The 23,624-nt window shown below is 72.7% G+C and carries 20 protein-coding genes; 11 read left to right on the forward strand and 9 right to left on the reverse strand.

Features of this window, described 5'->3' with window-relative positions:
* Positions 1-5: 5 nt before the first annotated feature.
* The 6 genes from H7X46_RS05130 to H7X46_RS05155 all read right to left on the reverse strand — a co-directional run bounded on the left by H7X46_RS05130 (position 6) and on the right by H7X46_RS05155 (position 6,879).
* Positions 6-641, reverse strand: a complete 636-nt coding sequence (locus tag H7X46_RS05130) for an MBL fold metallo-hydrolase (RefSeq protein ID WP_186358309.1) — start codon at positions 639-641, stop codon at positions 6-8.
* On the reverse strand, positions 641-1,729 hold the full coding sequence (locus H7X46_RS05135) for an S-(hydroxymethyl)mycothiol dehydrogenase (RefSeq protein WP_186358310.1): 1,089 nt from the start codon (positions 1,727-1,729) through the stop codon (positions 641-643). Before H7X46_RS05135 ends, H7X46_RS05130 begins: the two co-directional genes overlap by 1 nt.
* An 87-nt stretch (positions 1,730-1,816) precedes the next feature.
* The gene (locus H7X46_RS05140) at positions 1,817-2,488 is read right to left on the reverse strand and encodes a GntR family transcriptional regulator (RefSeq protein WP_186358311.1); all 672 of its coding nucleotides are present in this window, start codon (positions 2,486-2,488) and stop codon (positions 1,817-1,819) included.
* A gap of 54 nt (positions 2,489-2,542) precedes the next feature.
* A complete protein-coding gene (locus H7X46_RS05145; RefSeq protein WP_186358312.1) occupies positions 2,543-3,895 on the reverse strand; it encodes a Mur ligase family protein in 1,353 nt (450 codons plus the stop codon).
* Between the two features lies 1 nt (position 3,896).
* The gene (locus H7X46_RS05150; RefSeq protein ID WP_186358313.1) at positions 3,897-5,270 is read right to left on the reverse strand and encodes an L-serine ammonia-lyase; all 1,374 of its coding nucleotides are present in this window, start codon (positions 5,268-5,270) and stop codon (positions 3,897-3,899) included.
* 169 nt (positions 5,271-5,439) lie between these two features.
* Positions 5,440-6,879, reverse strand: coding sequence for an MFS transporter (locus H7X46_RS05155; protein ID WP_186358314.1), 1,440 nt, complete (start codon positions 6,877-6,879; stop codon positions 5,440-5,442).
* A gap of 448 nt (positions 6,880-7,327) precedes the next feature.
* On the opposite strand from H7X46_RS05155, the gene H7X46_RS05160 reads away from it, so the two are divergent.
* From H7X46_RS05160 to H7X46_RS05205, 10 genes are all read left to right on the forward strand, one after another.
* Complete coding sequence (locus H7X46_RS05160) at positions 7,328-7,690, forward strand: bifunctional 3-phenylpropionate/cinnamic acid dioxygenase ferredoxin subunit (RefSeq protein WP_186358315.1); 363 nt, start codon at positions 7,328-7,330, stop codon at positions 7,688-7,690.
* A complete protein-coding gene (locus H7X46_RS05165) occupies positions 7,690-8,856 on the forward strand; it encodes an NAD(P)/FAD-dependent oxidoreductase (RefSeq protein ID WP_186358316.1) in 1,167 nt (388 codons plus the stop codon). The genes H7X46_RS05160 and H7X46_RS05165 overlap by 1 nt, the downstream gene beginning before the upstream one ends.
* Positions 8,857-9,074: 218 nt before the next feature.
* On the forward strand, positions 9,075-10,397 hold the full coding sequence (gene glyA, locus H7X46_RS05170; protein ID WP_186358317.1) for a serine hydroxymethyltransferase: 1,323 nt from the start codon (positions 9,075-9,077) through the stop codon (positions 10,395-10,397).
* Between the two features lie 8 nt (positions 10,398-10,405).
* Entirely contained in the window at positions 10,406-11,650 is a 1,245-nt protein-coding gene (locus H7X46_RS05175) for a sarcosine oxidase subunit beta family protein (protein WP_222131644.1), read from the forward strand.
* 20 nt (positions 11,651-11,670) lie between these two features.
* The gene (locus H7X46_RS05180) at positions 11,671-11,961 is read left to right on the forward strand and encodes a sarcosine oxidase subunit delta (RefSeq protein ID WP_186358319.1); all 291 of its coding nucleotides are present in this window, start codon (positions 11,671-11,673) and stop codon (positions 11,959-11,961) included.
* Positions 11,958-14,771, forward strand: coding sequence for a 2Fe-2S iron-sulfur cluster-binding protein (locus H7X46_RS05185; protein ID WP_186358320.1), 2,814 nt, complete (start codon positions 11,958-11,960; stop codon positions 14,769-14,771). Before H7X46_RS05180 ends, H7X46_RS05185 begins: the two co-directional genes overlap by 4 nt.
* Positions 14,764-15,378: a sarcosine oxidase subunit gamma gene (locus H7X46_RS05190; protein WP_186358321.1), complete on the forward strand. Its 615-nt coding sequence runs from the start codon at positions 14,764-14,766 to the stop codon at positions 15,376-15,378. The genes H7X46_RS05185 and H7X46_RS05190 overlap by 8 nt, the downstream gene beginning before the upstream one ends.
* Positions 15,379-15,466: 88 nt before the next feature.
* Entirely contained in the window at positions 15,467-17,941 is a 2,475-nt protein-coding gene (locus tag H7X46_RS05195; protein ID WP_186358322.1) for an FAD-dependent oxidoreductase, read from the forward strand.
* Positions 17,942-18,192: 251 nt separating this feature from the next.
* Positions 18,193-18,813 (forward strand): cyclodeaminase/cyclohydrolase family protein, encoded by a 621-nt coding sequence (locus tag H7X46_RS05200; protein WP_186358323.1) that lies wholly within the window; start codon positions 18,193-18,195, stop codon positions 18,811-18,813.
* Positions 18,810-19,694 carry a bifunctional 5,10-methylenetetrahydrofolate dehydrogenase/5,10-methenyltetrahydrofolate cyclohydrolase gene (locus H7X46_RS05205; RefSeq protein WP_186358324.1) on the forward strand — a complete coding sequence of 295 codons (885 nt, stop codon included), beginning with the start codon at positions 18,810-18,812 and terminating at the stop codon, positions 19,692-19,694. Before H7X46_RS05200 ends, H7X46_RS05205 begins: the two co-directional genes overlap by 4 nt.
* A 59-nt stretch (positions 19,695-19,753) precedes the next feature.
* On the opposite strand, the gene H7X46_RS05210 is transcribed toward H7X46_RS05205, so the two are convergent.
* Positions 19,754-20,419, reverse strand: a complete 666-nt coding sequence (locus H7X46_RS05210; protein WP_370588618.1) for a GntR family transcriptional regulator — start codon at positions 20,417-20,419, stop codon at positions 19,754-19,756.
* Between the two features lie 115 nt (positions 20,420-20,534).
* On the opposite strand from H7X46_RS05210, the gene purU reads away from it, so the two are divergent.
* A complete protein-coding gene (gene purU / locus H7X46_RS05215; protein ID WP_186358325.1) occupies positions 20,535-21,383 on the forward strand; it encodes a formyltetrahydrofolate deformylase in 849 nt (282 codons plus the stop codon).
* Positions 21,384-21,422: 39 nt separating this feature from the next.
* On the opposite strand, the gene H7X46_RS05220 is transcribed toward purU, so the two are convergent.
* Positions 21,423-22,190, reverse strand: a complete 768-nt coding sequence (locus H7X46_RS05220; protein ID WP_370589050.1) for a TetR/AcrR family transcriptional regulator — start codon at positions 22,188-22,190, stop codon at positions 21,423-21,425.
* The gene (locus H7X46_RS05225) at positions 22,166-23,311 is read right to left on the reverse strand and encodes an aromatic ring-hydroxylating dioxygenase subunit alpha (protein ID WP_186358327.1); all 1,146 of its coding nucleotides are present in this window, start codon (positions 23,309-23,311) and stop codon (positions 22,166-22,168) included. Before H7X46_RS05225 ends, H7X46_RS05220 begins: the two co-directional genes overlap by 25 nt.
* Positions 23,312-23,624 lie beyond the last annotated feature (313 nt).

A 23,624-nucleotide genomic window follows, 5' to 3' on the forward strand; every position in this document is an offset into this window, starting at 1 on the left:
GCGGATCAGTGGCCGCGTTCGATCCATTCCTGCAGGTGTGGGGCTTCGTCGCCGATCTTGGTGGAGCCGCCGTGTCCGGTGCGGACGAGGGTGTCGGTGGGCAGGGTGAGCAGGGTGCGGATGGAGTCGATGATGGTGTCGAAGTCGGAGTAGGAGCGTCCGGTGGCGCCGGGGCCGCCCTGGAACAGGGTGTCGCCGGTGAACACGGTGCGGAGTTCGGGGGCGTACAGGCAGGACGATCCCGGGGAGTGGCCGGGGGTCTGCAGCACCCGCAGGTCGATGCCGCCGACGGTGAGTTGTTGGCCGTCGGTGAGTTCGCGGTCGGGGGTGCGGTCGGGCCAGGTCATGTCCCAGAGGACCTGTTCGGCGGGGTTGAGCAGGATGGGTGCGCCGAAGCGGTCGGCCAGGGTGGGGGCCTGGTTGATGTGGTCGTCGTGGGCGTGGGTGCACACGATGGCCTGGACGGTGCGGTCGCCGACGGCGGCGGTGATGGCGTCGGCGTCGTGGGCGGCGTCGATGACGATGACTTCGTGGTCGTTGCCGACGATCCAGACGTTGTTGTCGACGTCGAAGCTGCCGCCGTCGAGGTTGAAGGTGCCGGAGGTGACGACGTGCTCGATGGGGCCGGTCTGTGCTGCCATCAGAGGGTCACCACCGAGCGGAGCACGTCGCCGTGGTGCATCTTGTCGAAGGCGGCTTCGACCTGGTCGAGGGCGATGGTTTCGGTGACGAACTTGTCCAGGGGGAAGCGGCCCTGCCGGAACAGGTCGACATACATGGGGAAGTCCCGCGACGGTAGGCAGTCGCCGTACCAGGAGGACTTGAGCGCGCCGCCGCGGCCGAAGTAGTCGATCAGTGGGATCTCGGGGGCGGTGAGGTCGGGGGTGGGGACGCCGACCAGGACGACGGTGCCGGCGAGGTCGCGGGCGTAGAAGGCCTGCTTGTAGGTTTCGGGGCGGCCGACGGCGTCGATGACGACGTCGGCGCCGAAGCCGTCGGTGGCGGCGCGGATGGCTTCGACCGGGTCCTGTTCGCGGGCGTTGATGGTGTGGGTGGCGCCGAAGCCGCGGGCCCAGTCGAGTTTTCTGGGGTCGGTGTCGACGGCGATGATGGTGGTGGCGCCGGCGAGGTGGGCGCCGGCGATGGCGGCGTCGCCGACGCCGCCGCAGCCGATCACGGCGATGGAGTCGCCGCGGCCGATCTGGCCGGTGTTGACCGCGGCGCCGAGTCCGGCCATGACCCCGCAGCCGAGCAGGCCGGCGACCTGGGCGGGGGCCTGGGGGTCGACCTTGGTGCATTGTCCGGAGTGGACGAGGGTTTTCTCGGCGAAGGCGCCGATGCCCAGGGCGGGGGACAGTTCGGTGCCGTCGGTGAGGGTCATCTTCTGGGCGGCGTTGTGGGTGTCGAAACACAGGTGGGGCTTGCCCTTGCGGCAGGCCCGGCAGACCCCGCACACGGCGCGCCAGTTCAGGACCACGTAGTCGCCGGGGGCCAGGTCGGTGACGCCCTCGCCGACGGTGTCGACGATCCCGGCGGCCTCGTGGCCGAGCAGGAACGGGAACTCGTCGTTGATCCCGCCCTCGCGGTAGTGCAGGTCGGTGTGGCAGACCCCGCAGGCCTGGACCTGCACCACGGCCTCACCCGGACCCGGGTCCGGGACCACGATCGTCTCGACGGTGACGGGCTTGCCCTTCTCGAGGGCAACGACACCCTGGACGTGCTGCGGCATGGCGGCGTTCCTTCCGTAGGGGAGCGAATTCGCTGATTGATATATCAATACACGATAAGACGTGGTGGTGCTCCGGGCAAGGACCTCTCAGAGCACGGCGCGGATGGCCTTCTCGAACCCCTCGACGTGCTGCCGGCACACCGACTCGGCCCGCCGTGCATCACCGTCGGCGATCACGTACAGCAGCTCGCAGTGCTCGTCGACGTGCCCGGCGACGTGGTCGAGGCGCTCGAGGAACATGCAGTGGATGCGGGTCGCCAGGTTGTAGTACCGGGTGAGGGTGTCCTCCAGGTACGGGTTGCCGGCGGCCCGGTAGATCGAGCGGTGCACGCTGACGTCCCAGCGCATCAGCTCGGTGCGGCCCGTCCGGGCCGAGTCCAGCACCCGGATCCGGTCCGCGAGGGCGCGGAGCTCGTCCCGGCGGCCGGCCGAGGCGGCCAGCGCGGCGCGCCGCGCGGCGAGGGGCTCCAGCGCGAGCCGGATCTCGCACACGTCGGTGAGGTCGGAGATGTCGACCGCGGTCGCGAACGTGCCCCGGCGGGGGTAGGAGATCACCAGGCGCTCGGTCTCCAGCCGCTTCAGGGCCTCGCGCACCGGGGTGCGGCCGAGGCCGAGCCGCGCCGAGAGGCCCTCGTCGTCGATCGGCGCCAGCGGCGGGATCTCGAGCATGATCAGCTGGTCGCGCAGCGCGATGTAGGCCTGGTCGGCCAGGGAGCTCGGGGAGTCGAAGTCCAACGGGATGTCGCTCACGGCAGTCATGGCGTGCCCTTGCGGTACGGGGGTCGTCAGGGATGTGCGGTGGTGCTGCTGAGGTCAGCCGGGTGCCGGGTCGTCGACGACCGCGAGCAGCCGGAACGATCCGGTCACGACCACCGCCGAGGTGGGGTCGCCGGTGCGCAGCGCGTGTTCCCGGGCCCGTCGCGGATCGGGTTCCGCGACGGCCTCGACGCCGGCCCGGCGGGCCGCAGCGGCGATCTCGGCGGCCGACCAGACCGCGGGGCGGTGACCGCCGGCCGGTCCGGCCGGCAGCTCGGTGGCGACGATCCGCCCGGCGCCGGGCGCGACCGCCTGCACGGACGCGTCGAGGTCCTTGTCGCGGGCCAGCGCGAGCACCCAGGTCACCGCCCGGTCCGGGTACCGGTCGCCGACCGTCTCGGCCAGCGCCGACAGCTTGACCGGGTCGTGCGCACCGTCCAGCACCACGGCGCGCCCCCGTACCGACCGTTGCTCGAACCGCCCGGGGATGTGGGTGCGCGCCAGCCCGTTCCGGACGGCGAGCGGGTCCAGCGACCAGCCGTCCCGCTGGGCGAGCGTCGCGACCGCGTGCAGGGCGAGGACGGCGTTCCCGGCCTGGTGGCGCCCGTGCAGGCCGAGTGGGACGTCAGCCCAGCCGGCCAGGTCGACCCGGGTGCCGGACGGGCCGGTGCGGGCGACCGCGGCCGCGGCGTCGGTGTCGACGAACTCCAGTCGCGTGCCCCGCTCGCGGGCCCGCTCGACCAGGGCGGCGTCGGCCTCCGGCCCGTTCACCGCGGCGACCGCGTCGCCCCCGACGGGCAGGATGCCCGACTTCTCGGCGGCGATCCGGCCCGGCGAGTCGCCCAGGATGTCGACGTGGTCGAGGCCGATCCGGGTGACGACGGCCAGCTTGTCCGGCCGGGCGACGACGTTCGTCGGGTCGAGCCGGCCCCCGATCCCGGTCTCGACGACCGCGTAGTGGGCACGCTCGGCGGCGATCGAGAAGCCGAGCGCGGTCACGACCTCGAAGAACGCGCACCGCTCGGCGCGACGGCGCTCGACCGTGCCGACGGCGGCCCGCACGCGGGCCAGGTGCTCGCGGACGACGGCCTCGTCGACCGGCTGCCCGCCGACCATGAACCGTTCGCGGACGCTGTAGACGTGCGGCGAGGTCTGCGTGCCGACCCGGAAGCCGTGCTCGGCCAGCAGCGCCGCGACGAACGCGCACACCGATCCCTTGCCGGCGGTGCCGGCGACGTGCACGGTGCGCACGCGTTCCTGCGGGTCACCGAGCTCGGCGAGGATCTCGCGGGCCCGCTCCTGCGGGGCGGTGGCCGGGGCACCGGCACCCCGGCCGCTCGCGGGCAGGCCCAGCAGGAACCCGTCGACGTCCTCTCCGGGGCCCGCGACCCCGGTGGCCGGCGCCGTCACCTCAGCACTCCACGATGTTCAGGGCCAGCCCGCCGCGGGCGGTCTCCTTGTACTTGTCCTTCATGTCCGCGCCGGTCTCGCGCATGGTCTTGATGGCCTTGTCCAGGGAGACGTGGTGCACGCCGTCGCCGTGCAGGGCCATCCGGGCCGCGGTGATCGCCTTGACCGAGGCGACCGCGTTGCGCTCGATGCAGGGAATCTGCACGAGGCCGCCGACCGGGTCGCAGGTCAGCCCGAGGTTGTGCTCGATGCCGATCTCCGCGGCGTTCTCGACCTGTTCGGGGGTGCAGCCGATGATCTCGGCCAGGCCGGCCGCCGCCATCGCGCACGCCGACCCGACCTCGCCCTGGCAGCCGACCTCGGCGCCGGAGATCGAGGCGTTCTTCTTGAACAGCACGCCCACCGCACCCGCGGTGAGCAGGAACCGGACCACGGCGTCGTCGTCGAAGCCGGGCAGGAAGCGGGCCGCGTAGTGCAGCACCGCGGGCACGATCCCGGCGGCGCCGTTCGTCGGGGCGGTCACGACCCGGCCCCCCGCGGCGTTCTCCTCGTTGACCGCCAGCGCGTAGAGCGTCACCCACTCCATGGCGTGCAGGGCGTCCGGATCGCCGGTGGCCGACTCCAGCCGCGTGCGGAGGGTCGCGGCGCGGCGGCGCACCTTGAGCCCGCCGGGCAGCACCCCGCCGGTGGTCGTGCCGCGCTCCACGCACTCCTGCATCACCGACCAGATGTGCAGCAGCTCGGCGCGGACCTCCTCCTCGGTGCGCCAGGACAGCTCGTTGGCCAGCATGATCTGCGAGATCGGCAGGCCGTGCTCGCGGGCCAGCCCGACCAGCTCGTCGCCGGTGCTGAACGGGTGGGCGACCGGCGTCGGGTCCTCCACGAGGACCGGTGCCCCGGCGTCGTCCTCGTCGAGTACGAAGCCGCCGCCCACCGAGTAGTACTCGCGGCGCTCGACGACCGCGCCCGCGGCGTCGTGGGCGTGCAGCACCATGCCGTTGGAGTGGAAGTCCAGGCGCTTGTTCCGGTGGAGCACCACGTCGTCGTCGATCGAGAACGGGATCTCGTGGGTGCCGCCGAGGCTGATCCGGCCGCTGTTCCGGACGTCGTCGACCATCGGGTCGGCGGCCACCGGGTCGACCAGGTGGGGTTGGTGCCCGGCCAGGCCCAGCACGACCGCCTTCACGCTGCCGTGCCCGTGCCCGGTCGCGCCCAGCGAGCCGAACAGCTCCACGCGGACCGTGGCGGTCCGTTCGAGCAGGCCGGACCCGGCCAGGCGCGACACGAAGAGGAACGCGGCCCGCATGGGGCCCACCGTGTGCGAGCTGGACGGGCCGATCCCCACCTTGAACATGTCGAACACGGAGATGGTCATGCGAGCTCCTCTCGCCGTGCGGGTCCAACGGAGCAAAACTGATATATCAATCAGGCTCAGCTGGGGGTGCCGACGGTTGGTCAGCGACGCTCGCGGACGAGCCTCGGGGTTTGACCGGGTTAATATATCAGTCCCAGGGCAGGATTGTCCCGTCCTGGAGGGTCCCCGTTCAGGAGGGGTGACGGTGCGGCAGCTCCATCGGGACGCCGGTCGCCGACAGGGGCGGCGACGGCAGGTCCGCGCTGGAGGTCAGCGGGGCGGCACCGGCCAGGGGCCGGCCCGCCGACTCCTGGAGGAACCAGACGCTCACCACGCCGACCACGCCCGCACCGACCAGGTAGTAGCCCGGCCAGTCGAGGTTGCCGGTTGCGGTCACCGCGGCCTCGATCACGGTCGGGGCGGTGCCGGCGAAGAGCGAGACGAACACGTTGAAGGTCACGCCCAGGCCGCCGTAGCGGATCAGGGTCGGGAACTGGGCCGGCAGGGTCGACGGTGCGACGGCGGCGAAGCACAGGAGCGTCGCGCCCATGATCAGTAGTCCGACGACCTGGCCGGCGAGCCCGTGCTGCACCAGCCACACCGACGGCAGGCCGAGCACGATCAGCGCGATGCTGCCGGTCAGCAGGATCGGCTTGCGCCCGATCCGGTCGCTCAGCCGCCCGACGGCCCCGAGCGCGCAGAGCATGAGCAGCATCGTGCCGACCTGCAGGCCGGTCGACACCGCACCGCTCGCGCCGGCCTCCCCGTGCCGGGGCAGCGTGCCGGTCAGGTAGGTGGGCATGTAGCTGGTGAGCACGTAGTTGCTGACGTTCCAGGCGACGACCAGCCCGCCGGTCACGAGGGCGGCGGCCTTGTACCGCTTGTGCAGGATCTGCAGCGCACGCCGGTAGGTCATGGTCGCCAGCGCGGGGGAGCGCTCCATGAGCTGCCGGAACGCGGGGGTGTCCTCGAGCCGCAGCCGCAGGTAGATGCCGACCAGGCCGAGCGGGAGCGCCAGCATGAACGGGATCCGCCAGCCCCAGGCCAGCAGGTCCTCGTCCGGCAGCAGGGCGACGACCGTGGCGGTCACGCCCGCACCCAGGGTGTAGCCGGTGATCGTGCCGAACTCCAGCCAGCTGCCGAAGAACCCGCGCCGGCGGTCCGGGGAGTACTCCGCGACCAGGGTCAGCGCGCCGCAGTACTCGCCGCCGGCCGAGAAGCCCTGCAGCATCCGGATGAACAGGACCAGTAGCGGCGCGGCGATGCCGATGGTGCCGTAGCCGGGCACCAGGCCGAGGGCGATCGTCGCCCCTGCCATGAGCAGCATGGTGAACGCCAGCACCCGGGTGCGCCCCAGCCGGTCGCCGAGCACGCCGAACACGAAGCCGCCCAGCGGGCGCACGAGGAACGCACCCGCGAACGCGGCGAGCGTCAGCACCAGCGACCACCGGCCGGCCTCCGGGAAGAAGACCCGGTTCAGCACGACGGCCGCGAGGTAGGAGTAGAGCCCGAAGTCGTACCACTCGGCCACGTTGCCCACCGACGCCGCCGTCGCCGCCCGCCGGACCGTGCGCTCCTCCTCGATGGCCGAGGTGATCCGCCGCCGTCGGCGTCGCGCGGAGTCGGACATGGAGCCCCCTTCGGTGAGTGCGGACCGACGTGGTCAGTGTCGCAAGAAGGCTGCGGCGACCGGCATGGCGCGTCTGCCCGACCAGTGATATATCTATACACGGTAAGGGTCCCGGTCGCCGGATTCAAGTCGGGCCGGCCCTTCGACACCGCACCACCCAACGACGAGCTGGTGACCCGTGCAGCTGAGTGTGATGCCCGAGCGGCCCCGATCGCGGCCCTCGGGTCCGGCCCCGGACGTGCCCGAACCCTTCCGGGACCTGCCGACCGCCCTCCTTTCGACGCCACCCGTCGTCCTTCCCGCCCCGATCGTCCGGCGTGACGCGCCCGTTACGTCTTCGGGTCGGTTCAGGTCCCCCAGAAATTCGCCATTGACGCCCGCTGTGTGCGACCTCATCCTCTGGTTGCGCATCACATGGCGAGTTTCGCAGTCCGCAACAGGAGGAACTATGATCTTCGTGGGCGAGCTGTCCGACATCCCGGTCGGAGAGTCCGTTCGTGTCCAGGGTCGGGTGGCGATCGCCGTGTTCAACGTCGACGGCGACCTCTATGCCATCGACGACACCTGCACCCATCAGGACGCCTCCCTGTCCGACGGCTGGCTGGAAGGATGCGCGGTGGAGTGCCCGCTCCACGCCGCCTGCTTCGACCTGCGCACCGGGCAGCCGAGCGGCCCGCCCGCGAAGACCCCGGTCCGGACGCACCAGGTCGTCGTCGACGAGGACGGCGCGGTCTACGTGAACGAGACCGACTCCGCCGAGGCCACCGACACGACCGAGTCCGCGCAGGCCGGCTTCGAGGCAGCGGTCTGATGCGGAGCGTGACGGTCGTCGGCGCCTCCCTCGCCGGCCTCGCGGCGGTGCGCGCGCTGCGCGCCCAGGGCTTCGAGGGTGAGATCGTGGTGGTGGGGGAGGAGAAGCACGCCCCCTACGACCGCCCGCCGCTGTCGAAGGAGTTCCTGGCCGGGTCCTCCTCCGAGGACGACATCAGCCTCGGCGAGGACGACGACGCCGGGCTCGGCGTGGAGTGGCGGCTGGGCCGGACCGCAACCGCCCTGGACGCCGAGGCCCGCGTCGTGGTGCTCGACGACGGCGAGCGCCTGGCCTCGGACGCGATCGTGCTCGCGACCGGGGCCCGGGCCCGTGCGCTGCCCGGGGAGATGCCCGCCGGCGTGCACACGTTGCGCACCCTCGACGACGCCCGTGCGCTCAAGGCCGACCTGGTCGCCGGCTCGCGGCTCGTGGTCATCGGTGCCGGGTTCATCGGTGCCGAGGTCGCGTCGACCGCGGCCGGGCTCGGCCTCGAGGTCGACATCGTCGAGGCGGCGGAGGTCCCGCTGCAGCGCGCGCTCGGCCCCGAGATGGGGCAGGCGTGCGGGCGGCTGCACGAGGCGAACGGGGTGCGCCTGCACCTCGGGGTCGGGGTGGCCGGGCTGACCGGCTCGCCGCGGGTCACCGGGGTGGAGCTCACCGACGGCCGCGAGCTGCCCGCGGACGTCGTCGTCGTCGGGATCGGGGCGGCGCCCAACGTGGAGTGGCTGGAAGGGTCCGGGCTCGAGCTGGACAACGGCGTCGTCACCGACGTGAGCGGGATGACCAACGTTCCCGGCATCGTCGCGGTCGGCGACTGCGCCAACTCGCACCGGGACTTCACCGGGGACCGGCTGCGGCTCGAGCACTGGACGAACGCGCTCCAGCAGCCCGCGGTCGCCGTCGCGGCCCTGCTCGGGACGGAGCACTCGCTGCCGTCGCACCACGCCGTGCCCTACTTCTGGTCCGACCAGTACGGGCACAAGATCCAGTTCGCCGGGCACCGGCCGGCCGAGGGCTCGGTCCGGGTGGAGGACGGCGACCCGGAGGGCTCGGGTGGCTTCCTGGCGCTGTTCCTGGACGCCGCCGGGGAACCGGTCGGCGTGCTGGGCGTCGACCGCCCGCGCCCGTTCGGGCGCTGGCGACGGGAGCTGGCCAAGCGCCTGTAGGCCCCCGGCGGTCGCCGGCCGACGCAACACCACTGAGTTACCCCGGTCCGCCACGCCCGTCCCCGGTGGGTGGGCGTGGCGGACCTCGGCGTGCCCGGAACCCGCCGCCGACCTGCAGGAATACGTCCAGACGGACCTCTTGACCGCGAGGCCACTGAGATGCCACGCTGTCGCCAGTTGATATATCAGTCTGCTCGGGAAGATATGTGGAGGTGTTCATGACGACGTTCGCCGTGGACCGCGATCCGTCGACCGACGGGAACGAGGCCGGCCGCGCACGCGCCGTGCTCGGAGGCGGGCTGCAGGACATCGACCCCGAGGTGCACGCCGCGGTCACGGCCGAGCTCGGCCGCCAGCGGCACACCCTCGAGATGATCGCGAGCGAGAACTTCGCGCCGCTGGCCGTCATGCAGGCGCAGGGCTCGGTGCTCACCAACAAGTACGCCGAGGGCTACCCCGGGCGCCGCTACTACGGCGGCTGCGAGCACGTGGACGTCGTCGAGCAGCTCGCGATCGACCGCATCAAGGCGCTGTTCGGTGCCGACTTCGCGAACGTGCAGCCGCACTCCGGTGCGCAGGCCAACGCCGCGGCGATGGCGGCGCTGCTGAGCCCCGGCGACACGATCCTCGGGCTCGACCTCGCCCACGGCGGGCACCTGACCCACGGGATGCGGCTGAACTTCTCCGGCCAGCTCTACGACGTCGCCGCCTACCACGTGCGCGAGGACGACCACCGGGTCGACATGGACGAGGTCGAGCGCCTCGCCAAGGAGCGCACGCCGAAGGTGATCATCGCCGGCTGGTCGGCCTACCCGCGCCACCTGGACTTCGCCGAGTTCCGGCGGATCGCCGACGAGGTCGGCGCGTACCTGATGGTCGACATGGCGCACTTCGCCGGGCTGGTCGCGGCCGGCCTGCACCCCTCGCCGGTGCCGCACGCCGACGTCGTCACCACCACCACGCACAAGACCCTCGGCGGGCCCCGCGGCGGCGTGATCCTGGCCCGCCAGGAGCTGGCGAAGAAGCTGAACTCGAACGTGTTCCCGGGCCAGCAGGGCGGCCCGCTGGAGCACGTGATCGCCGGCAAGGCCGTCGCGTTCAAGCTCGCCGGGGAGCAGACCTTCCGCGAGCGGCAGGAGCGCACCCTCGCCGGTGCGCAGATCGTCGCGCAGCGCCTGCTCGACGAGCCGGGCGTCGGTGTCGTCTCCGGCGGGACCGACGTGCACCTGGTCCTGGTCGACCTGCGCGACCACGAGCTGGACGGCAAGCAGGCCGAGGACCGGCTGCACCGGGTCGGGATCACGGTCAACCGCAACGCGGTGCCGTTCGACCCGCGCCCGCCGATGGTCTCCTCCGGGGTCCGGATCGGGACCCCGGCCCTGGCCGCCCGCGGCTTCGGCGCCGACGACTTCACCGAGGTCGCCGACATCATCGCGGGCGCACTGCGCCCCGCCGCCGGCGACGACGAGCTGGACGCACTGGCCGGCCGGGTCGCCGCGCTGGCCGACCGCCACCCCCTCTACCCGGAGCTGACGGTATGAGCACCACGATGACGCCTCCCGGCGCCGACCTGCCCGAGCACCCCGACTTCCTGTGGCGGAACCCGGAGCCCAAGCGCTCCTACGACGTCGTGATCATCGGCGGTGGCGGGCACGGCCTGGCCACGGCCCACTACCTGGCCAAGAACCACGGGATCACGAACGTGGCGGTGCTGGAGAAGGGCTGGCTGGCCGGCGGGAACATGGCCCGCAACACCACCCTGATCCGGTCCAACTACCTGTGGGACGAGTCGGCGGCGATCTACGAGCACGCCCTCAAGCTGTGGGAGGGGCTCGAGGACGACCTCGGCTACCCGATCCTGTTCTCCCAGCGCGGCGTGCTGAACCTCGCGCACACCGAGCAGGACGTGCGGGACTCGGTGCGCCGGGTGGAGGCGAACAAGCTCAACGGCGTCGACGCCGAGTGGCTCGAGCCGGACGACGTCGCCAAGATCTGCCCGATCCTCAACGTCTCCGAGGACATCCGCTACCCGGTGCTGGGCGCGACCTACCAGCCCCGCGCGGGCATCGCCAAGCACGACTACGTGGCCTGGGGCTTCGCCCGGCGCGCCGACGAGGCCGGGATCGACCTGATCCAGGACTGCGAGGTCCTCGGGTTCCGCACCGAGGGCAGCCAGGCCGACGGCACCGCCCGGGTCACGGGGGTGCGCACCAGCCGCGGTGACATCGCCTGCGGGCAGGTCGCGCTGTGCGCGGCCGGGCACACGTCGACCCTGCTCGACGAGCTCGAGGTGTCCACCCCGCTGCAGTCGCACCCGCTGCAGGCGCTGGTGTCCGAGCTGCTCGAGCCGGTGCACCCGACGATCGTGATGTCGAACGCGGTGCACGTCTACGTCTCGCAGGCGCACAAGGGCGAGCTCGTCATGGGCGCGGGCGTGGACTCCTACAACGGCTACGGCCAGCGCGGCGCGTTCCACATCATCGAGCGGCAGATGGCCGCCGCGGTGGAGCTGTTCCCGGTGTTCGCCCGGGCCCACCTGCTGCGCAGCTGGGCCGGGATCGTCGACACCAACCCGGATGCCTCGCCGATCGTCGGCCGGACCCCGTACGCGAACGTGCTGGTCAACGCGGGGTGGGGGACCGGTGGGTTCAAGTCCACGCCCGGCCTGGGCTGGTGCCTGGCGCACACGATCGCGACCGGCGAGCTGCACCCCTACATCGCCCCGTTCTCCCTCGACCGGTTCGTCACCGGCGCGCTCGTCGACGAGCACGGCGCCGCCGGCGTCGCCCACTGACCCGCCACACAGGAGCCACCGTGCAACTCATCGACTGCCCGTGGTGCGGACCTCGCGAGGAGGTCGAGTTCCACTACGGCGGCCAGGCCCACGTCGACTACCCGGCGAAGCCCGCCGAGCTGACCGACGAGCAGTGGGCGCGCTTCGTGTTCTTCCGGGACAACCCGAAGGGCCCGTTCGCCGAGCGCTGGAACCACAGCGTCGGCTGCCGCCGCTGGTTCAACGCCGTCCGCGACACCCACACCTACCAGTTCCTCGCCGTCTACAAGATCGGTGAGAACCGGCCCGAGATCCCGGGGGCCCGCACATGAGCCGCCTCGACGACCGTATCGATGGCCGTGTCCACGGCTATGGCCGCGTCGACCGCACCCGCACCCTCACCTTCACCTTCGACGGCACCACCTACACCGGGCACCCGGGCGACACGCTCGCCTCGGCGCTGCTCGCGAACGGTGTCCGGGTCATCGGCACCAGCGTCAAGCTCGGCCGGCCCCGGGGCATCGGTGCGGCCTGGACCGAGGACCCGACCGGCCTCGTGCAGATCGAGGAGCCGTTCCCGGAGCCGATGCTGCAGGCCTCGGCCGTCGAGCTCGCCGACGGCCTGGTGGCCCGCAGCCTCAACGGGCAGGGCCGGCTCGCCACGGTCGCCGACACCGCGCGCTACGACCGCCGCTACGCCCACTGCGACACCGTGGTGATCGGCGCCGGCCCGGCCGGCCTGCTCGCCGCCCGCACCGCGGCCCGCCGCGGCGAGCGGGTGGTCCTGGTCGACGACCGTCCGGAGGCCGGGGGCAGCCTGGCCCCGACCGACCGGATCGACGGCCGCGCCGCGCACCGGTTCGTCGCCGACGTCGTCGCCGAGCTGGCCGCGAACCCGGAGGTGCTGCACCTGCAGCGGACCACCGCGTTCGGCCACTACGACGACGGGTTCGTGCTCGCCCTCGAGCGGATCACCGACCACCTCGGTGCGGCCGCCCCGCCGGACCGGACCCGCCAGCGGGTGCACCGCATCCGGGCCCGGCGGGTGGTCGTCGCGGCCGGTGCCCACGAGCGGCCGGTCGCGTTCGCCAACAACGACCGCCCCGGCATCATGCTCGCCGCCTCGGCCCGGGACTTCCTGCACCGCTACGGGGTCCTGGCCGGCCGGGAGATCGCGGTGTTCACCACCGACGACGCGGCCTACGACGCGGCGGCCGACCTGGCCGGCGCGGGTGCCCGGGTGACCCTGCTCGACGCGCGGGTCGCCGTGCCGGAGCAGCGCGCCGCGCGGGCCCGCGACGCCGGGGTCACCGTCCGGCCGGGTGCGCAGGTCGTCGACACCGACGGCGACGGCCCCGGCGGCGCGCTCTCCGCGGTCCGGGTGGACTCGGCCGACGGCGTGGACACGCTCCCGGCCGACCTGCTGCTGGTCTCCGGCGGCTGGACGCCGGCCGCGCACCTGTTCAGCCACGTCCGCGGTGCGCTGGTCTACGACTCCCGGCTCGGGGCCTTCCGGCCGGGTGCCGCCATCGCCGGCACCGAGGTCGTCGGCGCGGCGAACGGCACCCTGGACCTGGCCGGTGCCCTGTTCGAGGGAGCCGGCGGGGACGCGCCGAGCACCTCGCCGGAGCCGCCGCGCACCCCGACCCTGGTCCTGTGGCGCACCCCGGGTGACCCGGCGCAGCAGTTCGTCGACATCCAGCGCGACGCGACCGTCGCCGACATCGAGCGTGCGGTCGGCGCCGGGCTGCGCTCCGTGGAGCACGTGAAGCGCTACACGACGATCGGCACCGCCCACGACCAGGGCAAGACGTCCGGGATGGTCGCCGCCGGGGTCACCGCCGAGCTGCTCGGCCGCCCCGTCGGGGAGCTGGGCACGACGACCTTCCGCCCGCCCTACACCCCGGTCGCGTTCGCCGCGCTGGCCGGCCGCGAGCGCGGTCAGATGTTCGACCCGGTGCGCACCACCCCGGTGCACCCGTGGCACGTCGCCAACGGCGCCGTGTTCGAGGACGTCGGCCAGTGGAAGCGTGCGCGCCACTACCCGCGTGCCGGTGAGGACATGGACGCCGCCGTGCTGCGGGAGTGCGCGGCCGCCCGCCGCGACGTCGCGATCATGGACGGCTCCACCCTGGGCAAGATCGACGTGCAGGGCCCGGACGCCGCCGTGCTGCTCGACCGCATCTACACGAACATGATGAGCACCCTCAAGGTGGGCCGGGTCCGCTACGGCGTCATGTGCGGCAACGACGGCATGGTCGTCGACGACGGCACCGTCCTGCGGATCGCCGAGGACCGCTACCTGCTCACCACGACCACCGGTGGCGCCGCGTCGGTCCTGGAGACCCTCGAGGACTGGGTCCAGACCGAGTGGCCGGACCTGCGGGTGCACCTCGCGTCGGTCACCGAGCACTGGGCGGTGTTCCCGGTCGTCGGCCCGCGCTCGCGCGAGCTGCTCGCCGAGATCTTCACCGGTATCGACCTGTCCAACGAGGCCTTCCCGTTCATGTCGTGGCAGGACACCGAGCTCGACGGGGTTCCGGTCCGGCTGGCCCGGATCTCGTTCTCCGGCGAGCTGGCCTTCGAGGTCAACGTCGACGCCCGCTACGGGCTCGCCCTCTGGGAGCGGCTGGTCACCGTCGGCGCGCTGTGGGGGATCACCCCGTACGGCACCGAGACGATGCACGTGCTGCGCGCCGAGAAGGGCTACCCGATCGTCGGCCAGGACACTGACGGCACGGTGTCGCCGCACGACCTCGGGATGTCCTGGGCGGTGTCGAAGAAGAAGGAGGACTTCGTCGGCAAGCGCTCCTTCGCCCGCGAGGAGAACGCGAACCCGCTCCGCAAGCAGCTGGTCGGCCTGCTGCCGACCGACCGGGCCACCCGGCTGCCGGAGGGCGCGCAGATCGTCGAGTTCTCGGCCGACGGGACGCTGCCCCCGCCCCCGGTGCCGATGCTCGGCCACGTCACCTCCAGCTACCACAGCGCCGAGCTGGCCCGCCCGTTCGCGCTCGCGCTGGTCAAGGGCGGGCACGGCCGGATCGGCGATGTCGTGCACGTCCCGTACCAGGGGTCGCTGGTGCCCGCCGAGATCACCAGCTCGGTCCTCGTCGACCCGGAAGGAGCCCGCCGTGATGGCTGAGATCCGGCCCCTGCGCCCCACCCACCCGCTCGAGTCCCGGGAGCCCGCGCTCGCCGAGCTCGCCCGCGAGCTGGACGGCGCGCTGGTCATCGAGGTCGAGGACGTCGGCCTGGCCACGAACCTGCGGCTCGACCCGGAGGGCCCGGCCCGCGAGGTCGTGTCCGCCGTGCTCGGGGCCGCGCTCCCGACCCGGCCCAACACCTGGACGGCCACCGAGGACGGCGAGATCGTCTGGCTCGGCCCGGACGAGTGGCTGGTCACCAGCCGGCAGTCCCGGCCGCACGCCGGCGAGGAGTCGCTGCGCCCGCTGCTCACCGGGCACGGTGGGTCGGCCGTCGACGTGTCGTCGCAGCGGGTCGCGCTGCGCGTGCGTGGCGCCCTGGCCCGCGAGCTGCTCGCGTTCGGCTGCTCGCTGGACCTGCACCCGGCCGAGTTCCCGGCCGGGCGGTGCGCCCAGACCACGATCGGGCTGGTCGGCGTCGTCCTGGTCGCGCTCGGCCACGGTGACGACTACCTGGTCCACGTCCGGCCGTCGTTCGCCGGCCATCTGACCGACTGGCTGCTGGACGCGGCGAGCGAGCTCCGTCCCGTCGCCCCGTCCCGTTGATCCTGCGGGGCCGCTCGGGGGCGGCCCCGCTTCCCTCCCGGCCTCGTGCGGAGTCACCGAGGCCCGCCTTCAGCCACAGGAGACCACCATGACCACGAACCGTCGTGTCGTCATCATCGGAGCCGGGATCGTCGGGACGAACCTGGCCGACGAGCTCACCGAGCGGGGCTGGACCGACGTCACCGTCGTCGACCAGGGCCCGCTGCCGCTGACCGGCGGCTCCACCTCGCACGCCCCGGGCCTGGTGTTCCAGACCACCGGCTCGAAGACGATGACCGAGTTCGCCACCTACACCGTCGAGAAGCTCAAGTCCCTCGACGTGGACGGCGAGTGGTGCTTCAACCAGGTCGGCGGCCTGGAGATCGCGACCACGCCGGAGCGGCTCGCCGACCTGCACCGCAAGCAGGGCTGGGCGATCTCGCGGGGTGTGCCGGCCACCGTCGTCGGCCCGGACGAGTGCGCCCGCCTGCACCCGCTGCTCGACCGTGACCAGGTCCTCGGCGGCCTGTACACCCCGACCGACGGCCTGGCCAAGGCCTCCCGCGCCGTGGTGGCGCTGGCCCGGCGCGCCGAGGCCCGCGGGGCCCGGTTCCAGGGCTCCACCCGGGTGACCGGGATCGAGCGGTCCGACGGCCGGGTGACCGGGGTCGAGACCGACCAGGGCGTGATCCCGGCCGACATCGTGGTGTCCTGCGCCGGGTTCTGGGGCCGCGAGCTGGGCAAGCTCGTCGGCATGCGGGTGCCGCTGCTGCCACTGGCCCACCAGTACGCCCGCACCGGGCAGGTCGAGGCGCTCGTCGGCCGCAACGACGAGCAGATCGAGGCCCGGATGCCGATCCTGCGCTACCAGGACGCGGACCTCTACTACCGCGAGCACAACGACTGCATCGGCATCGGCTCCTACGCCCACCGCCCGATGCCGGTCTCGATCTCGGAGCTGCCCGAGGTCGGCGAGAACGGGCCGAACCCGGGCGAGATGCCCTCGATGCTGCCCTTCACCGAGGAGGACTTCGCGACGCAGTGGGAGCAGAGCCAGGCTCTGCTGCCCGCCCTGCGGACGGCGAAGGTCGAGACCGGGTTCAACGGCGTCTTCTCCTTCACCCCGGACGGCGGGCCGCTGATCGGCGAGTCCGCCGACGTCGCCGGCTTCTGGATCGCCGAGGCGGTGTGGGTCACCCACTCCGCCGGCGTGGCCCGCGCGGTCGCCCAGCTGCTCGTCGACGGGCGCAGCGAGCTCGACCTGCACGGCTGCGACGTGCACCGGTTCGACGAGGTCGAGACGACCGACTCCTACGTCGACGAGACCTCCCAGCAGAACTTCGTCGAGATCTACGACGTGCTGCACCCGCTGCAGCCCAAGCTGTCGCCGCGGGACGTGCGGGTGAGCCCGTTCCACGCCCGCCAGCGCGAGCTGGGTGCGTTCTTCCTGGAGGCGCACGCCTGGGAGCGCCCGCACTGGTACGAGGCCAACGCGGCCCTGGTCAAGGACCTGCCGAACGACTGGCGGCCGCCGTCGCGGGACGCCTGGGCGGCCATGTTCCACTCGCCGGTGGTCGCCGTGGAGGCGTGGAAGACCCGCACCGCGGTCGCCATGTACGACATGACCCCGCTGCGGCGGCTCGAGGTCAGCGGGCCGGGGGCGTGCGCGTTCCTGGACGGCCTGGTCACCGGGAAGATGGACAAGTCGGTCGGTGCGGTGACCTACACGCTGGCGCTCGACGAGACCGGCGGGGTGCGCAGCGACCTCACCGTCGCCCGGCTCGGCGAGCAGCTGTTCCAGGTCGGCGCGAACAGCAACCTGGACCTGGACTACCTGCGGCGCCGGCTGCCGGCCGACGGCAGCGTCGCGGTCCGCGACATCACCGGCGGCACGTGCTGCATCGGCGTCTGGGGCCCGCTGGCCCGCGACCTGGTGCAGCCGCTGTCCGACGACGACTTCTCGCACGAGGGCCTCAAGTTCTTCCGCGCGAAGCAGGCCCACATCGCCGGCATCCCGGTGACCGCGATGCGGCTGTCCTACGTCGGCGAGCTCGGCTGGGAGATCTACACCAGCGCCGAGTACGGCCAGAAGCTCTGGGACGTGCTCTACGAGGCGGGCCGCCCGCTCGGGGTCGTCGCCGCCGGCCGGGCCGCGTTCAACAGCCTGCGGCTGGAGAAGGGCTACCGATCCTGGGGTGCGGACATGACCACCGAGCACAACCCGTACGAGGCCGGGGTCGGGTTCGCGGTCCGGCCGCAGACCAAGGGCGACTTCGTCGGCCGGGCCGCCGTGGAGGCGATCGACCCGGAGGCGATCACCCGTCGACTGACCTGCCTGACGATCGACGACCGGCGCAGCGTCGTGCTCGGCCACGAGGCCGTGCTCGTCGACGGCGAGCCGGCCGGCTACGTCACCTCCGCGGCGTACGCCTACTCGCTCGGCACCCCGATCGCCTACGCCTGGCTGCCCGCCGGTCTCCCGGTCGGCAGCTCCGTCGAGATCCAGTACTTCGACCGCCGGATCCGGGCGTCGGTGGCCGCCGAGCCGCTGTTCGACCCGGAGATGAGCCGGCTCCGCCGCTGAGCGGAGCTTGCGCAGCGAACATCAGCGCTGAGCGGAGCTTGCGCAGCGAACATCAGCGCTGAGCGGAGCTTGCGCAGCGAACATCAGCGCTGAGCGGAGCTTGCGCAGCGAACATCAGCGCTGAGCGGAGCTTGCGCAGCGAACATCAGCGCTGAGCGGAGCTTGCGCAGCGAACATCAGTGCTGACCGTGCGGCCGGGCCGCCGCCGCACCGGCGGCCCGGCCCGGTCGGCCCTCCACCGAAAGAGGACCATGCGTTCCGACACGATCGACACCTTTCTCTGGAACCTCGCCGCGCGGGTGCCCGCACCGGGCGGCGGCGCGACCGCAGGCCTGCACCTGGCGCAGGCGGCCGCCCTGCTGGGCATGGTCGCGCGCTACACCGAGGGTGAGCGCTACGCCGAGCACGCCGACACCGTGGTCTCCGTGCGCAACCGCGCCGACGAGCTGCGCGTGGTCGGGATCGGCCTCGCCGAGGCCGACGCCAGCGCCTTCGACGCCGTCGCCCAGGCCTACAAGCTTCCCCGGGACAGCGACGAGGCCACCGAGGCCCGCTCGCGGGCCATCACCGAGGCGCTCGTCGAGGCCGGCCGGATCCCGGCCCGGGTGATCCGGGCCGCGGAGCAGGTCCTCGACCTGGCCGAGCAGCTGCGCCCGGTGGGCAACCCGAACGTGATCAGCGACGTCGCCGCGGCCGCGGACGCTGCCCGCGCGGCGGCCAGCACGGCCCGGATCAACGTCGAGATCAACCTGGTCGGCATCCGCGACCAGCTGGCCCGCATCGAGCTCGGCGAGGCCCTGGCCGGGGTCGACGACCTGCTGATCCGGGCCGACAAGGTGACCGCCGAGGTACGGGAGCAGATCCAGCGATGACCGCCACCACCACGACCACCGCCGAGGAGTCCCGCACCGGGGTCCTGCTCGACGGCACCGGCCGCGCCCGCGAGATCCGCGAGCAGGCCGCTGCGGACGCCGCGGAGCTGATCGCCCGCGGCGTCCCGCCCCGGCTCGCCGTCGTCGTCGCCACCGAGGACGAGGGCGCCGGCTGGTACGTCCGCTCGATCGCGGGCGCCGCCCGCCGGGTCGGGATCGCGTGCGACGTCGTCGAGCTCGGCCCGCGCGCGTCCGCGGACGACCTGCGCCGGACGCTGGCCGGGCTCAGCACCGACGACACCGTGCACGGCATCATCCTGCAGACCCCGCTCCCGGACGGGGTCCGGATGGAGGAGCTCGCCGCGGAGATCGCCCCGGAGAAGGACGTCGACGGGGTGAACCCGCTGTCGGCGGGCCGGCTCGCCGCGGGCCTGCCGGCGTTCCCGCCGGCGACGGCCGCGGCGGTGATGGAGCTGCTCGACCACCACGGGGTCGCGCTGGACGGGCGGAACGCCGTCGTCGTCGGGCGTTCGCAGGTGGTCGGCAAGCCCACCGCGCAGCTGCTGCTGCAGCGCGACGCCACGGTGTCGATCTGCCACCGGCACACCACGGACCTCGCGGCGCACACCCGCGCGGCGGACGTGCTGGTGGTGGCCGTGGGCCGGATCGGGCTCGTCTCGGCCGAGCACGTGGGTGACGGTGCGATCGTCATCGACGTGGGGACCAACACCGACGCCGACGGCCGGCTGGTCGGCGACGTCGACACCTCCGACGTCGCCCGGCGGGCCGGCGGCGTGACCCCGGTCCCGGGCGGGGTCGGGCCGGTGACCACGGCCCTGCTCCTCGCCCACACCGTGCGCTCGGCGCAGGCGCACGCCTGAGCCGACCCGAGCGGCCGGGCGGTCCGGGGCGGTCGTCGCGCGACCCGGGGAGACCGGGCTCAGACGACCGCCCGGACCGCCTTCTCGAAGCCGATGACGTGGTCGCGGGCGATCCGCTCCGCGTCGTCGGCGCGGCGCTCGCCGATCGCCCGCAGGAGCCCGGAGTGCTCGCCGACGTGCGCGTCGAAGTTCGTCATCCGCTCCAGGAACAGGCAGAAGATCCGGGTCGCCAGGTTGTCGTACCGGATGAGGGTGTCCTCCAGGTGCGGGTTGCCGGCGGCGGCGTAGACCGCGCGGTGCACGTGCAGGTCCCAGCGCATCAGCGGGTCACGCTCGAGGGTGCGGACGTCGACCTTGTCGATCCGGTCGGCGAGCTCGGTGAGCTCCGCGAGCGTCGCGGCGCTCGCCGTCTCGGCGGCCCGGCGGGCGGCGAGCGGCTCGAGCTGCACCCGGATCTCGGAGATGTAGGCGAGGTCGGTGATGTCCACGCCGGTGGCGAACGTCCCGCGGCGCGGGTACGAGATGACCAGCCGGTCGATCTCCAGCCGCTTGAGCGCCTCCCGCACGGGGGTGCGCCCCACCTCGAGGGAGCGGGCGAGCGCGACGTCGTCGATCGCGGTCATCGGAGGGATGTCGAGCATGATCAGCCGATCCCGGATCGCCATGTAGGCCTTGTCGGCCAGGGAGGCGAACTGAGGCTCGCTGACGTCGGGAAGCGCGGTCACGAACTCGATGGTAACTCCGGCGTCCTCCTGGATAACAGAACCTACCCAGACGTCGCACTGTCCAGTACGATTGATATATCAGTAAGCCATCTGTCATGGAATCCGAGGAGAGCTCGTGTCCCGTTCGTTCATCCTCACCCTGAGCTGCCCCAACCGCACGGGGATCGTGCGCGCGGTCAGCGCGTTCCTGTTCGAGCGCGGGTGCGACATCAGTGAGTACCAGCAGTTCGACGACCAGATCCAGGGCAAGCTGTTCCTGCGGACCCAGGTCACCTCGCTCGAGGGCGTGGACCTCGACACGCTGTCGTCGGAGTTCGGCCCGGTGGCCGCGGAGTTCGGGATGGACTACGCGTTCTCCGACGAGGCGCCCGCCCGGATCCTGGTGATGGTCTCCAAGCTCGGCCACTGCCTCAACGACCTGATCTTCCGCTGGCGGGCAGGCAGCCTCGGCGCCGAGATCGTCGCGGTGGTGTCCAACCACGAGGACCTGCGCCCGATGGCCGAGGCGGCGGGCCTGCCGTTCGTGCACATCCCGGTCACCCCGGAGACGAAGCCGGCCGCGGAGGCCGAGCTGCTGCGCGTCGTCGAGTCCTACGACGCCGAGCTCGTCGTGCTCGCCCGGTACATGCAGGTGCTCTCCGACGAGGCCTGCAAGGCGCTCTACGGCCGGGCCATCAACATCCACCACTCGTTCCTGCCCGGCTTCAAGGGCGCGCGGCCCTACCACCAGGCCTACGAGCGCGGGGTGAAGCAGGTCGGCGCCACGGCGCACTACGTGACCCCCGACCTCGACGAGGGCCCGATCATCGAGCAGGAGGTCATCCGGATCGACCACACCTACGACCCGAAGGCGCTGCAGATGGTGGGGCGCGACGCCGAGGCCCTCGCGCTGTCCCGCGCCGTGCGGTGGCACTGCGAGCGCCGGGTGCTGCTCTCCGGCGCGAGCACGGTCGTCTTCCGGTAGGCCGGTCGTCTTCCGGTAGGGGTCGCCGCCCTGCTCCCGTCACCCGGGCGGGAGCAGGGCGGCGATCAGCATGTCCCCGAGCCAGTCCCGGTAGTCCGCCGGGGTCCATCCCCGGTGCGCGACCAAGCCGTCGTGGTTGGCCTGGGCGCAGAGCGTCCACAGCACGTCCGCGGCCCGATCGGCCGGCAGACCGGGACGCAACGCCCCGCGCTCCGCGAGCAGCTCCGCGAACCGTCGCATGCCCTGCAGGCGCTGGTCGGCGAGTCGGTCCTGCAGCTCGACGAGCGCGGGGTCGGTGCCGGCCGCCGCGTCGAGCACCCGGAGCAGGGGGCCGACCCGGGACCACACCCCGGGCTGGGTCGCGGCGTAGGCCCGCAGCTGGCGCCGGGGGTCGGTCTCCTCGATCACCCGCCGGATGCCGACCCGCTCCTCGACCGGCACCTCGGCCCGTTCCGCGCCACCGGCCAGTGCCGCCTGCACCGCCGCGGCGAGCAGCCCGGCCTTGCCCCCGGCCGCGCGGTACACGGTCTCGACGGCGACGCCGGCCTCGCGGGCGATCAGCGGGATCGTCGCGCCGGCGTAACCGTGCTCCACGAAGGCCCGTGCGGCCGCGTCGACGATCCGTACCCGGGTCCGTGCCGCCTGTGCCCGGCGCCGCGCCCCGTCGTACCGGCGGCGGGGCCTTGTGTTCTGCTCGCCGCCGCGTAGCGCACGACGACGGCCCCGGCCCGCACCTCCGAGATCGGGGGTACGGGCCGGGGCCGTCGTGTGAGGGGGGTGGGTCAGCCGATCCGCTCGCGGACCCAGTCGTGGAACTCACCGATGTGGTGCTCGCTGGGCACCAGCACGCCGCCCTTCTGGTAGGACCGCGAGTCCATGGCCACCTGGCAGCGCTCGCACGCGTCGAAGTCCTGCTGGTTGACCCGGTGGAACAGCTCGACCGACTTGTCGATGTCGGCGCCGGAGTCGACGACCTCGGGCAGGTAGAGCCAGTCGCAGATCACCAGCGTCCGCTCGGCGGTGAGCGGGAACATCCGGTGGAACACCACGTGGTCGGGCACCAGGTTGATGAAGACCTGCGGCCGGACGGTGATGGCGTAGTACCGGCGGTCCTGGTCCTCGCTGACGCCCGGGATCCGCTCGAGGCCCTCCGAGCCGTCGACGGTGAAGCCCTTGACCTCCTCGCCGAACTCGGCGCCGTGGCCCACGAAGTACTGCGCGGCCAGGCCGTCGGCGAACTCGGGCAGGACCTCGGTCAGCTCGGGGTGGATCGTCGCGCAGTGGTAGCACTCCATGAAGTTCTCGACGATCTGCTTCCAGTTCGCCTTCACGTCGTACTCGATGCGCCGGCCGAGCTTGAGGTGCTCCACGTCGTAGCCGACGATGGCGTCCGGCGAGCCGAGCCGGGTGGTGACGTCGTCGATGACGGTGTCGTCGAACGACGGCGGGGTCTCGGCCAGCGACAGCCAGACGTAACCCAGCCACTCGCGGACGTGCACCTTGTGCAGGCCGTACTCGACCTTGTCGATGTCGGGCATCGCGGTGAGGTTCGGCGCGGCGACGAGCTTGCCGTCGAGCCCGTAGGTCCAGGCGTGGTACGGGCACTGGAAGGAGCGGCGGACCTCGCCGGTCTCCTCGGTGCAGATCCGGGCGCCGCGGTGCCGGCACACGTTCAGGAAGGCGTTGATCTCCCCGTTGCGGGCCCGGGTGACGATCACGCTCTCCCGGCCGACCTGCACGGTCTGGAACTGGCCCGGCCGCTCGAGGTCGGCGGCGAGGACGGCGCAGAACCAGTTCTGGTGGAAGATGCTGTCCTGCTCGGCCCGGAAGATCCCCGGGTCGGTGTAGTAGTGGCCCGCGAGCGTCTCTCGCAGGCTCTCCGGGAGTTCCTGGTCCTGGGCAGGGGTCGAAAGCTCACCGGTCGTCATGGCAGTGCTCCTCGTGGTGATGGGTGGGGCCTCGACCGCTCGGACGGTGGTCCGGCGCTGGACGGGAGGGCCCTACCGGGGTGCGAGGCAGCCGGGGTCGGCTGCCGGTCAGCCGGCGGAACGCCGAGGGATGGGGACGCTCGAGGCGTGACTCGGAACCCGTTGACGCTCGGCCGTGGTGGCCGGCGGATGGTGCAACGATCCGGTACCGCTGGTCCGCCTCGTGCCGGAGGGCCGCGGGGCGGGGAGTCGAGGCCGGTGGTCGGGTCCGGCTCGCGTGCAGGGCGTCGCCCTGCGACTCGCACGTGTCGTG

It is taken from the genome of Pseudonocardia sp. C8 (assembly GCF_014267175.1).
GTDB lineage: Bacteria > Actinomycetota > Actinomycetes > Mycobacteriales > Pseudonocardiaceae > Pseudonocardia.

Coding starts and splice junctions, on each gene's coding strand:
- H7X46_RS05185 (WP_186358320.1), top strand. CDS start 11,958: ATGAGCCGCCTCGACGACCGTATCGATGGCCGTGTCCACGGCTATGGC.
- H7X46_RS05200 (WP_186358323.1), top strand. CDS start 18,193: ATGCGTTCCGACACGATCGACACCTTTCTCTGGAACCTCGCCGCGCGG.
- H7X46_RS05160 (WP_186358315.1), top strand. CDS start 7,328: ATGATCTTCGTGGGCGAGCTGTCCGACATCCCGGTCGGAGAGTCCGTT.
- H7X46_RS05175 (WP_222131644.1), top strand. CDS start 10,406: ATGACGCCTCCCGGCGCCGACCTGCCCGAGCACCCCGACTTCCTGTGG.
- H7X46_RS05130 (WP_186358309.1), bottom strand. CDS start 641: ATGGCAGCACAGACCGGCCCCATCGAGCACGTCGTCACCTCCGGCACC.
- H7X46_RS05225 (WP_186358327.1), bottom strand. CDS start 23,311: ATGACGACCGGTGAGCTTTCGACCCCTGCCCAGGACCAGGAACTCCCG.
- H7X46_RS05190 (WP_186358321.1), top strand. CDS start 14,764: ATGGCTGAGATCCGGCCCCTGCGCCCCACCCACCCGCTCGAGTCCCGG.
- H7X46_RS05165 (WP_186358316.1), top strand. CDS start 7,690: ATGCGGAGCGTGACGGTCGTCGGCGCCTCCCTCGCCGGCCTCGCGGCG.
- H7X46_RS05150 (WP_186358313.1), bottom strand. CDS start 5,270: ATGACCATCTCCGTGTTCGACATGTTCAAGGTGGGGATCGGCCCGTCC.
- H7X46_RS05205 (WP_186358324.1), top strand. CDS start 18,810: ATGACCGCCACCACCACGACCACCGCCGAGGAGTCCCGCACCGGGGTC.
- glyA (WP_186358317.1), top strand. CDS start 9,075: ATGACGACGTTCGCCGTGGACCGCGATCCGTCGACCGACGGGAACGAG.
- H7X46_RS05195 (WP_186358322.1), top strand. CDS start 15,467: ATGACCACGAACCGTCGTGTCGTCATCATCGGAGCCGGGATCGTCGGG.
- H7X46_RS05155 (WP_186358314.1), bottom strand. CDS start 6,879: ATGTCCGACTCCGCGCGACGCCGACGGCGGCGGATCACCTCGGCCATC.
- H7X46_RS05135 (WP_186358310.1), bottom strand. CDS start 1,729: ATGCCGCAGCACGTCCAGGGTGTCGTTGCCCTCGAGAAGGGCAAGCCC.
- H7X46_RS05140 (WP_186358311.1), bottom strand. CDS start 2,488: ATGACTGCCGTGAGCGACATCCCGTTGGACTTCGACTCCCCGAGCTCC.